We start from the raw sequence: 15,016 nt of genomic DNA, 5'->3' as shown, positions 1-15,016 counted from the left end.
TGCACTCTGCTAGACTATTACCATGCCCGACATACCAAAAAAAGGAGTAGTTTACAAAACTACCCCTTAAACCACATCTCACAAATCATTGAATACTAAACCATATAGGTTTATTATATCTTTAACTCACAAAAAATAAGTTCCTTTCTAAAATCACGAAATATCTGGATATAAAGTTTTATGAATATATCCAGAAATCAATATTTTAGATTCCATAATTTCTTGATATATTATTCTACAGGAATGATAAACGAGGCATACCCAGTAGTGGTAAAATGAGGTTTATCACTTACTTTTTTACTATTCAAATCATAACTAAAATAACCATCATATTTGGTTGTTGCCAGTCCAAACAACGCCTTGTCTTTATACAATGAAGCGATTCCACTAAAAGAGTTACTACGAGGTAATCCAATATTACGTATCGTTTTGGCATAAATATCGACCTCCACCGCCAATACAGAGCGATCCTCAATATAATTTGCTGGAGTTCCATGATAATCTGGAATATCCACACAAGCATACATCTTACCATTACGAGCATATTTAACAGACCAAAATACATTGGCACGATGGGGCTCGTCAGCGATATCCACCTGATTAATTACAAATGAATAGCTATCATCAAATTCGGTCTCTCCATTTTTAATTCGAAGGATTCCAGCATTTTGACCTGGAACGGCACCAAAACCACCCAAACAGACTATATAAATATCATGGTTCTCATCCATAAATATCGAATTTGGATCCAAAGGTCTAGTAGGTTGTGAAATACTCCCTAGCTTGGTTGTAATCATTTTCACTACTTTATCGGTCTTTGTATCGAGAATCAACACATCAGAAGCAGCTCTTTTAATCGAAGGAAAATATCCTCCAACCATCTGGTTCAGTCCAACATACAATAGATCATCACGAACAACCATACAAGACGGATCTGGATTTTGGTCTCCCACTCCATAAGAAGAGAGGTCTATCTCCTTGATCTTCTTGAGAGTACTTGGATCAATCACCATAATCTTGCCGCGTTTAGACATCGACATATAGAGTTTGTTCTGACTCTTTACAATATTAGATGCACCCGAAGCCAAAGGGATTTGAAGAGAAGCCTCTTCAGATAATTGACCATTATTTATCACATAACGTTTTAACATACTCGATTCATTAGACCAACCTGGAGTAATGTAAATCTTCTTATCAATGATGATTGGAGCCACCCCATACGAGATAGGGAAAGCAGATAAATTCGTATATTTTTTCTCTTTTAATCCATCTGCTAGTTGCATAAAATTTGCCCCCGTCTGTCCATCTGGATTTGGCGCAGAGGAGATAAAAAGTAAATCCCCTTTGTTTGTCTCTACACTACTCTCGTCTTTATTACATCCAACGATTGATAGAATCAAAAACATCGATACCGTAAAAATTGTCGTATTTCTCATCATCATGTATTATTTTATTTTTTCTCTTTCTTTTATTGATAATTATCTAGCCCCTTTCTTCTCTACGATGTCTAACCTTAAGGATGACACCAAAGGAAAAACAGGCCACACTATTTCCATATATATCGTATCTTCATATTAAAGTTACGACCAGGCAAAGGGCGATTAAACTCAGATATAACCTTTGCATTTGTAAGATTATTAACCTGAAAAGAGAGTATCACGCCTCCATTAAATAAGCTATGTTCAAGACCTAACTGTACAGTGGTCGCACGAGGTATTATCTTCTCTTGAAAATTACTCAACTTAAAATCTCGATAATACTCTTCCACGAAAGAGAGTTCAGAATAGAGACGAGTATTCTGTCCCCTCCCACCGAATAAGTTCTCTTTGTGCAGGTCAAATCCACAGTTAAAGAATAGATATGGGATATTGGGCATTCGTGCCCCTTTGGAGAAGTTCGCTACAGTCGAATTGGGACCATATTCTCTATCATCACGTAAATCTTGATAAGTACCATTTGCAAACAAATAGACATGGTTTGTCACATCCCATTTTATCTCTGCTTCCATACCAAGTGTACGCATTCTTCCAAAGTTTTGATATATCGACTGCAGTGGCCCTCCTGTAAAGCGGATCATATCAATAAGATACATATAGAAGGTATTTAACTCTAAAGAAAATAGATTTCCGCTACTATTTCTTCGTTCATACATCCACCCTAGATTGGCACTAGTATTCCTTTCTGGAACCAAATCCACAGCAGGAGTAATCAAGAAACCATCTCCCAATAATTCACTCTCAGAGGGGATACGTACATCATATGCCAAGGATGCTTTAACAAGTAAGTATGGATTAAAACGAAACCTTACTCCATCACTTATCCCCCAGTCCTGCTTTTGTATCGAAACCTTTTTTGTTGCACTACCATTATTCAATTCGGCCAAAGTGGAGTTCATCGAATAGTAGTAATATTTAACGGAGAAAGCATTCACCAATCGCTTATTATTGGTAGAAGACTCTAAAGCCAATCCTGCGATATAACTATTCATTCTACTATTAAAATTCGTTCTATAACCACGTGCTTTTTCTTCTAAAGTATCCTGTGGAATATTATAGGCATAATTATAGACCGAATTTAAATTCAAGTTATGATTAGAACTCAATTCATAATTAAGATTGGTCTTTTGCATTCCAATATACTTCTTATTATAGGAGTCGTTAGGTGTCACCCCGACTTCTCCTCCAAGCGCATGAACCGCTGGATATTTAGTCCCATTAAAGTCATAGCGAGCGTTGGCAGTATCTTTAAATTGAGTAATCGCACACCCGATATTGTTTGCAATATCTAAGTAAAGATTCTTAACTAAGAAATCACTCTTTTTAAATTTATTAGATAGAACATACGATTCATTCAACATATAGGCTCCTTGTATATCGAACCCTGTGATTCCTTGAATCTCCTTCTTTGTATTGGTATAAGATGGCTCAAAAACGATCTCATCAAACCACAATCGTTTAAAGGTCATCCCTCCCGCCAGAACCTTCTTTACAAATTTATCGTGACTACGTGTAACATAATGACCTGGTTCTAAAGGGAGTTCCATTTCATAATTATTATCAGAAGTTGTATACCACCCCCCAATACCATACTCAAAACCTCTTTTCTTATTATTCCTTTTTAATATACAATTCATTTTATGGGTGTTATACGACCCAAAAGAATAAGCTGCATCCATATATTTTTCAGGATACTCTTTGGTCACAATATTCACTGCACCTCCTATGGAAGACCCACCAAAACGAGCAGGAACCACCCCTTTGTATACTTCAATACGTTCAATCATATCTACAGGAATATCATTAAGATCCAAAAAATCAGCATTGTCGTTCATCGGCATCCCCTCAATATAATATCCAATTCGTTTCCCTTCGAGACCTCTAACAGAAAGTCGAGATGATGCCCCTTCAGCACCAGTTCTACGAATCTTCACTCCTGCAGTACGACTTAAAACATCATTGACATCACCTACAGACCCTTTTATCTCATCCATACTTATAACAGATATTGGAAGCGCATTTTCTCTCATGGAACTTGCCACTGAAGTCCCGTTTACAACCACATCCGATAACTCCTTTGTCGTTTTAGACAATACAATATCTACAGTTTTGTCGTTCCCTTTTACCTTGACCTCTTTGCGTATAGAGGCAAAACCAATGTAGGAGACATACAACGAATGTTTCCCTTCAGGAACCAATAATTGATACGATCCATTTTTGTCTGTTACAACCCCTTTCTTTAAACTATGTATTACCACAGAAGCACCAGGCAATGGCAACTTATCATCTTTACTTACAATGGTTCCTTTGATATAAAATTTCTTTGGTGCACCATATGAGATGGTGCTCCCCCCAATTAATAAAAGGAACAGCAGAACACTACATATATTAGACATTTGAATTTGTTTTATCATCATTCTCTTTCAACTTGACATATTAATCCCTATAAATGGGTATTGGCACTACTATAATGAGACAATACTTTTACTTTTAATTAAGACTAAAACTAAACAGATGCAAAACTACGCCACTATAAGTTAATCAATCTTAAATATCACGAACTATAAATTATACGAGAAGGGCAAATAGAATGAGCTACTATATTAAAATTAATGAAGACGATCTTTCCGAAGTTACCATGGAGAGAAGCGCAACGATTACGCTGAAGGAGGGGAATCTAGGTTGTCCTTCAGAAAGTATCCACGATCAGATCGGAGATGTAAACTATATACTGAAAAACTTTCAAGGATTTAGCATCACACAATGGAGTGGTGTATTCAAAGAGGATATTAAAATCAGTGGTTTTAATGAATCTCCACTATTCGCAACCCATTTCATGCTTCAGGGATGTTCTGAGTATACTCTCGAAGGACACACTTCCGATATTGACTCAAACAGCCATAATCTTTGGTCATTGGGTCCACAAAGCAACAGCTCTACCTTTTTCAACAAAGACCAATATATGGAGTCGTTTAGCATCGTATTCCATCCAGAATATCTGAAACTACTTGTTAATAGGTATCCTGAATTATTAGAAAAATGCTACACAAGATACTGCAAAGGAGAAACTTTTACTTATCAAAAGAGACACTGCAACATATCTCTAGAGATACAGCATCTAATAAAACAGATCAAACAGTCGCATTTAATGGGAAATGTTCAGAATCTATATATAGAATCTAAAATAATGGAAATCCTCTCTATCCAATTGCAGAGCGATAACCATCCCCACCGTTCTATCCATAGGAAAGGGGATATTGATAAGATACATGAAGCAAAAGATATTTTATTGTCTAATTTGAACAATCCCCCAACCATAAAAGAGCTAGCCTCCACCGTAGGAACCAATGAAAAGAAACTAAAATATGGGTTTAAAGAGGTCTTTGAAAATACGATATTTGGATATCTGTTCGATTACAAAATGGAACTTGCACTAACCTATCTCAAAGATAGAGATCGTTCTATAGTAGAGATCGCAAATCTATGTGGATACGAATATGCTTCCCACTTTTCTACAGCTTTCAAACGTAGGTTTGGGGTGGCACCTATGCAATATCGCAAATCCTTTTCCTAGAATCTAAATGTGGAATAAAGTGATAAATATTGGATACTAATACTAAGCACTTCATAAAGAACCATTTGTTAGTCATTCCATACATCTACTTTCTCTTCCCGTGCATAAAGGATTCATTTTTTGATTACAGAAAAAGTAGATTAGAAGCAGTGGTTGAATTGGAAGGCACACTATTTTTATTCTGAATACTTTCCTCCCACCTCAAAAATTTCAATCTTTGCATAATCGATACAAAAGAGAACATGCACCTTTATAAATCATTTACGCGGATGGAAAACAACAAACATCGACTATTCTCATACGGCACCTTGCAACTGGATAGAGTGCAAATAGAGACCTATGGACGTCTTTTAACAGGAACCAAAGACATCCTTCCAGGATACAAACTGGACAAACTTAAGATCACCAGCCAAGAGGTAATTGAGAAAAGTGGGAAAGAATACCATCCTATTGCTGTGAAGACAGGAAAAAAGGAAGACTTTATTGAGGGAACCATATTTGAGATTACCCAATCCGAACTAGAGGAGACCGATAAATATGAGGTTAGCGACTACCAAAGAATATTGGCTCCATTTCAATCTGGAACCCAAGCATGGGTATATGTTGCCCATGAAGACGAGGCATTATAATTAAGAGCCACAAAACATAGTCCCCAATGGTAATGAAGGAGTCTGGCAGACGTAAGACTCCTGCAATTTACTACAAGAAGAAATAGCTCTTTTTCCAATCACACGCAGTCTACTTGGAAGAACCAACTCTTTTTTTGGGGATTTACACCTAAAAACAGGTTTCCCTTCAATCTCATCAGGAATAACAAACCCATCCGTTGGATAGGTGCCATGATACCCGACAATCTCCAATCCTTTTTCGATATCCCCATTACTTAAAGTGAAAGTATAATCCACCACTTCAAACTTATCAAGCTCTTGAGAGTGAGCTCCTATTGTTAGGATCAATAGCAATAAAAAAGACAAATAATATTTCATAAGAATTTTGAGAGAAATCTTATTTTGTGTCCAAACAAAATAAAAAGTCATTCAAAATGTAGGTTAGAAAAACAGCTTTACGCGTTCATATATAGTTTGGAACAAAAATAAATAGAAACAGATAAAAGCCACAAACAAATCAAGACTACTTCACAAACAACCTCCAATAAAGAGCCTCTAAGAAGCTTATAAAATCTGATCAAGAGATTTTATAACCACACATTTTATGCAGAAATAAATTACTATATTTATGCTAAATTAATTACCGTATCACCCTTTCCCTCTTTACATGAGTATAAACAACAAAACAACCGACTATTTCAATACCCTTTCACCCATATCGGATGAAAAGATTGCAGCACAATATAAAAATGCGCTCCTATGGGCTATCAAACAAAATGATGTCAAAAACATTGCAATCACTGGATCGTATGGTTCTGGAAAGAGCTCTATTCTAAAAGCGATAATATGTGATAATCAAGAAAAAGATAGCAGTAAGAATATTCCTAAAATCAGCCCAAATGACTCAAAGAACGAAAGCTATAACGACAAAGAGAAGAATGATTTCAATATTATGAAATCAGAATGTCTCTTCCTCTCCTTAGCCAATTTTTGTGAAACATCCGAAGAAAAAAAATATACACAAACAGAGATTGAAGAACATATCTTACAACAGATATTCTATCAGTTTTCCCATAAAGACCTCCCATTCTCTAAGTTCAAACAAATAAAAAATATCAAACATATTCGTCGCGTAATTGTCGGAGTTCTGTGCTGGTTGTTCTCTCTACCTTTCATCCACGACATCATACGCCTATTGAAACAAAACTTCCTCGCAATTTCAGCAGATGGGTTTCAAAATTTCTTTTCTTCGATATTGTGGTTTGCTTCTATTATCCATTTTGTATTATTCGGTTTATTTATTGGAGGATGTTACTTTATCTTCCAAAAGCTTATCACCCTATGCCATATTACCAACCTTAAAAAACTAAGCTTTAAATCAACAGAGGTGGAATTGTCAGGAAACTCTGTTCTAAACAAATATATTGAGGAGCTCATCTACTTCTTTGATGCAAACGAGAAGAAAAAGTATGTAGTTATTGAAGATTTGGATCGTTTTGATAATCTCTCTCTATTTACAAAACTTAGAGAGGTGAACCTAATGATTAACAATGCCCCTTCGGTTTCACAAAGAGTGATCTTCATCTATGCACTTCGAGACGACCTCTTTAAAGAGACACTACATCGAACCAAATTCTTTGACTTTATCTTACCGATAATACCCATTATAAACACAAGCAACTCTGGAGATAAGCTTAGAGAGCTCCTTCCCTCAAAAGAGGACGAAAAGGATTTAGAAATTTTAAGCAACGACTATATCAACGATATTTCAATCTTTATCCATGACCTACGACTTTTGAAAAATATCGTCAATGAATTTATTATATACAATACTTCAATAAACCCAAAACACGATCAAAAACAGTCTCAGTATATCTTTAGTATTATCGTCTATAAAAATATATTCCCGAATCAGTATACACTTGATCAAGAAAACAGAGGGCTATTGTATCAAATATTTGAAATTCAAAAACAGGAGCTAATTAATTGGTCTATCGATGAAAATGAATATTCAGGGCCATTTGTATATGATGAATCAAAATACATTGCAAAAGAAGAAGAGAAACTCCGCGAAGAATATTTGCTTGCGATATTGAGAAGATACAATAATCTTCAAAATCTAGATAAAATAGATTTTAAGGAGATACTTAAAAATGAAGACAAATTCTCGAAATTTTGTAGAAATCAGCAGTACATAGAAAACGGAAACTATTGCACTATCAATTTTCATGAAATAGAATATGAAATAGATGAATATTCTACTTACATAAATCGACGAAAAGAGTTACTTGTACAATTTTCATTACCCCAAAGCCTAAGTAAACTAATCCGTTTTTGCCCAGATGATAGTTGGAAAATGACACTTTTCAAAGAATCGACCAATTTATCAAAAGAAAAAGAGCTTCTCGCATTAATGCTTCGCAAAGGATATATAGATGAAAACTACTTTCACTATATGTCATATTTCTACGAGGGTGCCTTACGTACAAATGATCATGCATTTCTAATGAATGTCAAGACTCAACAAGGAGATAATTTCGAACACAAACTTACAGAAGAAAGCATTCATAATGTAGTTTCTAAAATATCACGAGACGAATATTGTTATAAAACGACTTTAAACAAACAAGTAATTTTATATCTATTATCACTAAATGAAGACTCAACGGATTACCGCTTAGACCTTATATTAAGGCAGTTATCAAATAATACATCTGACAATGTATTCGAAAAATACATCGGTCCTATTTTTAACTCCCTAGACCATGTAGAACAAAAAAGGTTTATCCAAATTATTGTAGAAAAATATTCTTATGGAATATGGAAGGATATTCAGAATACAACAACAGATGATGGCATTTTGGTTACTTATCTAAATACCATTTCATCATTAGATAAATCTTTAATTCAGAAGCTAAACAGGGAATCAGATGAACAATTAAAACCCTATATTGAAAAGAAAAAAGATTTTATAGATAGTGGTATAGAGTATGATCATGCAATAAATCTTATGGAAGCACTGGATATCAAATTTTCGGAGCTTACAAAAACAGAGAACTCAAACTAAAAGCTCTTCGAGTATATTTACAAAAACAACTGTTATAAGCTGAATAGTGAGATGCTTCTCTTCATTTTCTCCAATATAACCAAAGAAGACAGCACACTGCAAAACAGCTATGAAACACAGAATTACACCTGTATTGCCAACCTTGGGGAAAAAGTACTAAAAGACTATATCGATAACAATATTAAGGACTATTTCCATAATATATACTTAAAACTAAAACAGCCACAACAAGAGTCTGATGATACCCTTACATATTTTATAGAGTGCTATAACCAAAATAAAGAGAATATACCCATAGACCAAATTCTTGATAAAGTAACCACACAAATCATAGACCTAGAGGAATTTGAAAACCAAACCATTTTAGACAAATTATTTGAACATAACGTAGTGCAGCCTTGTTGGAACAACCTATATTACTATTGGGTAAATAATAGTTTGGATGAGACAGCAGTCCAATGGTTGAATCAAGCCCATGTCGCCAGTGCCTTATTAGAAGAAAAAAACAATGACACAGAAGATCACTTATCTGAAATATACAATACTACACTTATAGAGGATATCTTTAAAGCAAACTCCCTTTCAAACCCAGTATACAAAGAATATACCGACATATTTAGACTTGATGACTTAGATCTTAAATCAATAGAAAGAGACAAACTCTATATCCTTGTAGAGCAGCAGAGCATCACTTTTAATCCACATCACTATAACCAGCTTGAAAAGACAGAAGATATTGATCTTTTGAACCTCTTTGTAGAGAACAATATCCACGAATTTATCGAAACACACAGCGAGTACAGCTTTGATATCCCGCTTTATAAGAAACTTCTAACCTCTAAAAAGATTCACTCAGAACAGAAGATGAAACTGATAAATTGTTTGGAAAGTATCGATGACATCAAACTCATTGATATCGTGTGTCATGTTCTTTTAGAGAGTACAAATGAATATAACAACTCAGACCAAATTCTAAATCTTATCACAAACACTAGCGACCAAGAGATTCGATTAAAGATGTTCAACCAATACATGCATCTCTTAAATAAACACGAAATCCACGACATTTTAAATCAGCTAGGAGACCCATACACCAAAGCGACAGAGCCTAAAAAAAGACCCAAATGGGAGAATACCCCTTTGAACCATCAAATTGTAGAGAAACTCAAAGAAAACGGCTTTATCTCATCCTTTAAAGAGATGGGAGACAACAAAATAGAACTCATAAACAAGGCACATGAAATTATGCATCTCTAAACCAAAGATCGTCGATAAAGACCTCTCAATCTATTTAAATCCACTCAGAGTCTGGCTTGAAAGCCAAACTCTGACTGAAGCTATGTCTTATTATAGCTCTAAATATTTTGAGTTAGATTTCGTCTTAGAGCAATCCGATTTCGAACCTAAAAATTAGCCTCATTTAAGAATACTTCTATCCTCTTCCTTTCTTCAGAGCAAAACAGATCAACTAGATCTAACCTACCTCTAATATTCCATGGAAACCTCTCGATAAAACGACACCAAAGAGAGAATAAGACACTTCTGAACTCTAAAAAACTCCATGGAATAGACATCTTATTGTTAAATATTGTTTATTTTGCATTTTATCTATCGGTCCCGATCCCAAGGGAATGAACCGCCATATAGATTCCGTGTAGATTCTTAACTCATATACAAGGTGAAGATCCTATACTATAAAAAGAAGATTCAATAGACACCAACCATTTCATTCAACTCAGGATAATTATTCATATCGTAGGAGGAAGAATAAGATGATTTAAAATGACACACCAAAAACATATACTATGAGATATCTATTTAGAAGTTTGTTCTTCACCCTATTCATGTCCATCTATTTGAATGGAGCAGCCCAATCGTCCTATGGGACAATTATTGATGGACAATTTGTTTGGCAGAAGGTCTTTCAATCCACCCAATCGAAAGAGACCATCAAAGAGAATATGCTGATGTCGATGGATCTAAGAAAAGTCCATGACCAAGGCAACCGAATGTGGTTTGTTATAAGTGGCGTACTCATCGATCATCTAGGAGCAGGAGTTTCCGCACGGAATTGTCCTTCTGCACTATTATACAATAGCTTGAGATGTCATGTCTGTATCGACTTTAAAGAGTCCAAATACCGTGTGACCATATGCAACATAAAACTAGAGGATATTTCACAGTCCGTAACCAAAGAGGATAGTCTAGGCGTACTCAACCTTTACTACGAAACCCGTAGAATTGAAAAGGTCCTTCTAAGTCTCAAAAGGAGCAAACTAGAATCAAAATACATTAACGATACAAAGCAGGTCATAGACCACACTTTTGAGGTTCTTTTTAGAGAGAAGACATGTTTTAGGGATGATGGCTGGTAAATCTTTATAGAAACGTCGGCATATAAAGGTAGTACTTTCTCTTTCAAATACACTTATTTGGACAGTGCCATGACAATGCAAAAAACGGTTTTATTCAGGAAAATAACAGTAGATGATCAGAAAATCACATAAGATTCCTCCGTACTTCAGTTACCCTTTGGTTACCCTTCCGTTACCCTTTGGTTACTCTAGGAGTAACCAAAGGGTAAAGAAGGTGTATGTGAAGGGTAGAGAAACGAGGGATTATAAGATGGTTATTTTACTTCGATAATTAATTTCTGTACTTCATCTGTAGGACCTATACTTCGACTAGTGGTCACTATACTTCGACTAGTGGTTCCTGAGCTTGTCGAAGGGCTCAGCAACCTAAATATCGAAAGGCTCAGCAATCTATATTCCGATCAGTTCACATCATATATCGATTGATCCGATAATTCGAAATAGAGACAGGTTGGTAGATATAAAAACAGACGATGCCGCAACCCAGAGAAATAAACTCTGTGAGACGGCATCGGCATCAAGATAGTTGGGTTAAATAATTTGGTTTACAGCATCGATAGGGAAGCTTTGGGGGTATCCCCCATAAAGAACTCTATTTTTCCACCTTTTACCAGATCTTGGTGAGTAAAGAAGGGCTTTTGAAGCGCCGTTCCATTCAGTAAGACTTTCTGGATATAGATATTCTTAGAGTTATTATTATAAACGATAATATCGAACATTTTATTATTCAATTTAATGGATGCTTTATCCACCAATGGTCTTCCTAGGTGGTATACAGGATCTCCAGGGCATACCTGATAGAACCCAAGCGCATTCATTACATACCATGCTGACATCTGTCCACAGTCCTCGTTGCCGATAATTCCATCAGTTGAGTCGGGATAGAAGCGGTGCATGATCTCGTCAAGTATCTCAGCAGTCTTATAAGGAGCATGTGTCCATAGATAGAGATAAGCCATATGGTGACTTGGTTCATTTCCATGGGCATATTGTCCTATTAATCCAGTAATATCTCCAGAGGCCTCTTTTCCTGATATCTCCGAACTGGTATGAAAGAGAGTATCTAGTTTGGCTTCAAAACGATCCTCTCCTCCATAGAGCATCACGAGTCCCTTTGGATCATGAGGGGCAAGAAAGCTCCACTGATACGCATTTCCTTCGGTATAGTCACTATGCTCATGAGACGAATACTTTGGGTCGAATGGAGTACGCCATGACCCGTCCGCATTTTTTCCACGCATAAAGCCAGTAGTACGATCAAAATAGTTTTTATAGTACTCGGCTTTAGTTTGATATGCTTTGGCAATATCTTCTGCATCATAGTTCTTGGCAATTGTAGAGATACACCAATCATAGTAGGACATCTCTAATCCATTGGATACCGACTTCGAGATAGAGTCCGTAGGGATGATCCCATATTTCTCTTTGTAGTAGATATGTTTCGACATCACACGCTCCCCTCTTGGTTCCACAATAGAGTCTAAGATCTCAGGCCTATAGGTAGAAGCCTTCACCACTGCATTCATTAGCACTTTAGGGTCTCCATGATAGAGGTTCTTCGCAACAGCATCAGCCAATACTGAGACAGCAGGGTATCCTACCATCGTACCAGTATAGTTAGAAGCGAGAGGCCACTTTGGTAAAATGCCACCCTCCTGACTTTTTCTAACCAAATTAGCAGCAAATTCACTACTACGTTTTGGTTCAATGATTGTCAATAAAGGGTGTAGTGCACGAAAGGTATCCCATAACGAATAGACACTATAGTTTGTCTGTCCTGGGGCTGCTTTTTTCACCTCTCTCTTCATCGAAAGAAAACGCCCATCCACATCTTGATAGATGAAAGGTGCAATCATACTGTGATATAGTGCAGTATAAAATACTCTTTTTACAGAAAGGTCTTTGGTCTCAATCTGAATGGAGGACAACTGTTTTTCCCAAAGCATTTCTGCTTTCTTTTTATAGACATTGAAGTCCCAAGAAGTTCCCTCTGCAATCATATTCTTTGCTGCTCCCTCCACATCGACAGGAGAGATCGCCACTTTCACCGTCAACGGACGATTGCTTTCGTCAAATTGTAGTTCTAGTTCCAAATCACGTTCCTCCGCAAAGGTTGATTGTTTGTCCGCACCCTTAGCATGTACTACATGTTTCACAAAAGGTTCGCTAAACTCTGCGCGGAAAGCGACACGGTGATCGTATGCCCAGCCGGAAGTTCGTTTTACCCCTTCAATAGTATGATCGTTTACAATTTTTATTTCGCTCATTTTGGGTTTATGTCCCCAATCTTGTTGTAGTGTAAATCCCAAATCGATCTTCACTTTACGCTCTTTTGCATTGTCGTATTGATACTGATGAACTCCAATTCTAGTAGAGGCGGTAAGCGAAGTTTGGATGTGAAAATTATCAAGATAAACGCGATAAAAACCCAGGAGAAGCACTCTCCTTGTCTTTAGAAAAAGTAGCATATAGCGTATCACTATAGGCCCCAGAGAAAGGAAGGATAGAGATATCCCCTAAGTCTCCAATCCCTGTTCCTGAGAGATGGCTATGGCTAAAACCATAAATATGGTTATCCTGATAGTAATATCCAGAGCTCGCCTCCCACCCTTTCAGGTGGGTATCGGGACTTAGTTGTACCATCCCAAAAGGAGTGGTTGCTCCAGGAAAGGTATGTTCATGTCCATCGGTTCCAATAAAGGGATCGACAAAAGAAATTAAGGAGGATTTCGACTGCTCTTCATTTTGAGGAGAACAAGCAAAAAGCACTGCCATCATACATATAATTAATATCGTTCTATTCATCATGCGAATCAAGAGTTGGATTTCATATCTAACCAAGTGGTTTAATTACCTATATAATAGACATTTATATTGTTTTTATCCTTGAAAATCAGTATCTTATAGTTGTTTTCAAAGCGACTTTAAAATATGATAATCAAGGATAAGGACTTCAATTTAATAAAAATATACGATCTAATTTGTTATTATTTCGATGAGTTAAGATATTATTGTGAACGATTTAGTAACAATAACTCCCCTTGCTTTACTGATCAAGAGGTGATGACAATATATCTTTTTGGTGTTCAATATCAAGAATACACCAAGATAAATCAGATTCATAAATTTGCATGTGATTACTTGTCTGACTGGTTTCCAAATTTAGGATCTTATCAAGCATTTTGTAATCGCCTTAATCGTTTAGGTGGAGCTTTTACAAGATTGTCTGAGTTATTACTTGAAGACACTCAGCCTAATGATTGTATTATCGATCAATGTTTACTTGATTCGATGCCAATTATAACGTGTTCTGGCAAACGAAAAGGCAAGGTGGCCAATGAAGTAACCAATAAAGGCTATTGCTCTACGAAAGGAGTTTACTATTATGGCATGAAGCTTCATATGCTGGGGATAAGACGACAAGATGCTTTACCATTTCCAGAGCAAGTCCTTTTTACTCCTGCATCTGTGAACGATATTGTCGTTTACAAGGAGAGATGGTCAGAGATGCGGAACAGAACCTTCTTCGGAGATAAAATTTACATGCATAATGAATTTAACCAACAAGTGAAGAATCAGTATAATTCAGAAATGTTGACACCTATTAAGGCAATAAAAGGGATGCCCTTGATAATCAAACAAAGAATAAAAGCAGCAGATGATTTGTATAATAGAGCTGTATCTAAAATTAGACAACCTATTGAAGCAATGTTCTCTTGGCTAATCGAAAAAACAGATATACAAAGAGCTAGTAAAGTAAGGTCTACAAAAGGATTAATGGTACATGCATTCGGTAAACTAACTGCAACGTTTCTTAATTATGTTTTGAACCCTTGATTCGCACTAAAAACAAAAAAGGAGAAGCAATGACTACCTCTCCATCCATTCAGTAAAAT

At 36.2% G+C, this 15,016-nt stretch carries 11 protein-coding genes; 6 read left to right on the top strand and 5 right to left on the bottom strand.

Translation table 11 applies throughout. From position 1 onward, the window contains the following. Positions 1–230: 230 nt before the first annotated feature. Together K4L44_05700 and K4L44_05695 are read right to left on the bottom strand one after the other, a co-directional pair. Complete coding sequence (locus tag K4L44_05700; GenBank protein ID QZE15327.1) at positions 231–1,442, bottom strand: hypothetical protein; 1,212 nt, start codon at positions 1,440–1,442, stop codon at positions 231–233. Between the two features lie 104 nt (positions 1,443–1,546). Then, entirely contained in the window at positions 1,547–3,892 is a 2,346-nt protein-coding gene (locus tag K4L44_05695; protein QZE15326.1) for a TonB-dependent receptor plug domain-containing protein, read from the bottom strand. Between the two features lie 194 nt (positions 3,893–4,086). On the opposite strand from K4L44_05695, the gene K4L44_05690 reads away from it, so the two are divergent. Together K4L44_05690 and K4L44_05685 are read left to right on the top strand one after the other, a co-directional pair. Then, the gene (locus K4L44_05690; protein ID QZE15325.1) at positions 4,087–5,070 is read left to right on the top strand and encodes an AraC family transcriptional regulator; all 984 of its coding nucleotides are present in this window, start codon (positions 4,087–4,089) and stop codon (positions 5,068–5,070) included. 269 nt (positions 5,071–5,339) lie between these two features. After that, positions 5,340–5,699, top strand: coding sequence for a gamma-glutamylcyclotransferase (locus tag K4L44_05685; GenBank protein ID QZE15324.1), 360 nt, complete (start codon positions 5,340–5,342; stop codon positions 5,697–5,699). Here the strand turns inward: K4L44_05685 and K4L44_05680 are convergent, their stop codons facing one another. Then, positions 5,700–6,056 (bottom strand): hypothetical protein, encoded by a 357-nt coding sequence (locus K4L44_05680; GenBank protein ID QZE15323.1) that lies wholly within the window; start codon positions 6,054–6,056, stop codon positions 5,700–5,702. It lies immediately after the preceding gene. Positions 6,057–6,345: 289 nt separating this feature from the next. Here K4L44_05680 and K4L44_05675 point away from each other — a divergent pair, with 289 nt between their 5' ends. The 3 genes from K4L44_05675 to K4L44_05665 all read left to right on the top strand — a co-directional run bounded on the left by K4L44_05675 (position 6,346) and on the right by K4L44_05665 (position 11,120). Next, on the top strand, positions 6,346–8,745 hold the full coding sequence (locus K4L44_05675; protein QZE15322.1) for a hypothetical protein: 2,400 nt from the start codon (positions 6,346–6,348) through the stop codon (positions 8,743–8,745). Between the two features lie 51 nt (positions 8,746–8,796). Next, the gene (locus K4L44_05670; GenBank protein ID QZE15321.1) at positions 8,797–10,002 is read left to right on the top strand and encodes a hypothetical protein; all 1,206 of its coding nucleotides are present in this window, start codon (positions 8,797–8,799) and stop codon (positions 10,000–10,002) included. A 548-nt stretch (positions 10,003–10,550) separates the two neighbouring features. Continuing rightward, positions 10,551–11,120 (top strand): hypothetical protein, encoded by a 570-nt coding sequence (locus tag K4L44_05665; GenBank protein ID QZE15320.1) that lies wholly within the window; start codon positions 10,551–10,553, stop codon positions 11,118–11,120. Positions 11,121–11,665: 545 nt separating this feature from the next. On the opposite strand, the gene K4L44_05660 is transcribed toward K4L44_05665, so the two are convergent. Beyond that, complete coding sequence (locus K4L44_05660) at positions 11,666–13,561, bottom strand: GH92 family glycosyl hydrolase (GenBank protein ID QZE15319.1); 1,896 nt, start codon at positions 13,559–13,561, stop codon at positions 11,666–11,668. Then, positions 13,527–13,928 carry a hypothetical protein gene (locus K4L44_05655; protein QZE15318.1) on the bottom strand — a complete coding sequence of 134 codons (402 nt, stop codon included), beginning with the start codon at positions 13,926–13,928 and terminating at the stop codon, positions 13,527–13,529. The genes K4L44_05660 and K4L44_05655 overlap by 35 nt, the downstream gene beginning before the upstream one ends. Positions 13,929–14,051: 123 nt before the next feature. On the opposite strand from K4L44_05655, the gene K4L44_05650 reads away from it, so the two are divergent. After that, entirely contained in the window at positions 14,052–14,957 is a 906-nt protein-coding gene (locus K4L44_05650; protein ID QZE15317.1) for a transposase, read from the top strand. Positions 14,958–15,016: the final 59 nt, after the last annotated feature.

Source organism: Prolixibacteraceae bacterium, from assembly GCA_019720755.1.
Classification (GTDB): domain Bacteria; phylum Bacteroidota; class Bacteroidia; order Bacteroidales; family Prolixibacteraceae; genus Halosquirtibacter; species Halosquirtibacter laminarini.
This window is presented reverse-complemented; position numbering and strand designations above follow the sequence as displayed.

Excerpts from the sequence above, each read along its gene's own strand:
- K4L44_05700 (QZE15327.1), bottom strand. The coding sequence starts at position 1,442 with ATGATGATGAGAAATACGACAATTTTTACGGTATCGATGTTTTTGATT.
- K4L44_05695 (QZE15326.1), bottom strand. The coding sequence starts at position 3,892 with ATGTCTAATATATGTAGTGTTCTGCTGTTCCTTTTATTAATTGGGGGG.
- K4L44_05690 (QZE15325.1), top strand. The coding sequence starts at position 4,087 with ATGAGCTACTATATTAAAATTAATGAAGACGATCTTTCCGAAGTTACC.
- K4L44_05685 (QZE15324.1), top strand. The coding sequence starts at position 5,340 with ATGGAAAACAACAAACATCGACTATTCTCATACGGCACCTTGCAACTG.
- K4L44_05680 (QZE15323.1), bottom strand. The coding sequence starts at position 6,056 with ATGAAATATTATTTGTCTTTTTTATTGCTATTGATCCTAACAATAGGA.
- K4L44_05675 (QZE15322.1), top strand. The coding sequence starts at position 6,346 with ATGAGTATAAACAACAAAACAACCGACTATTTCAATACCCTTTCACCC.
- K4L44_05670 (QZE15321.1), top strand. The coding sequence starts at position 8,797 with ATGCTTCTCTTCATTTTCTCCAATATAACCAAAGAAGACAGCACACTG.
- K4L44_05665 (QZE15320.1), top strand. The coding sequence starts at position 10,551 with ATGAGATATCTATTTAGAAGTTTGTTCTTCACCCTATTCATGTCCATC.
- K4L44_05655 (QZE15318.1), bottom strand. The coding sequence starts at position 13,928 with ATGATGAATAGAACGATATTAATTATATGTATGATGGCAGTGCTTTTT.
- K4L44_05650 (QZE15317.1), top strand. The coding sequence starts at position 14,052 with ATGATAATCAAGGATAAGGACTTCAATTTAATAAAAATATACGATCTA.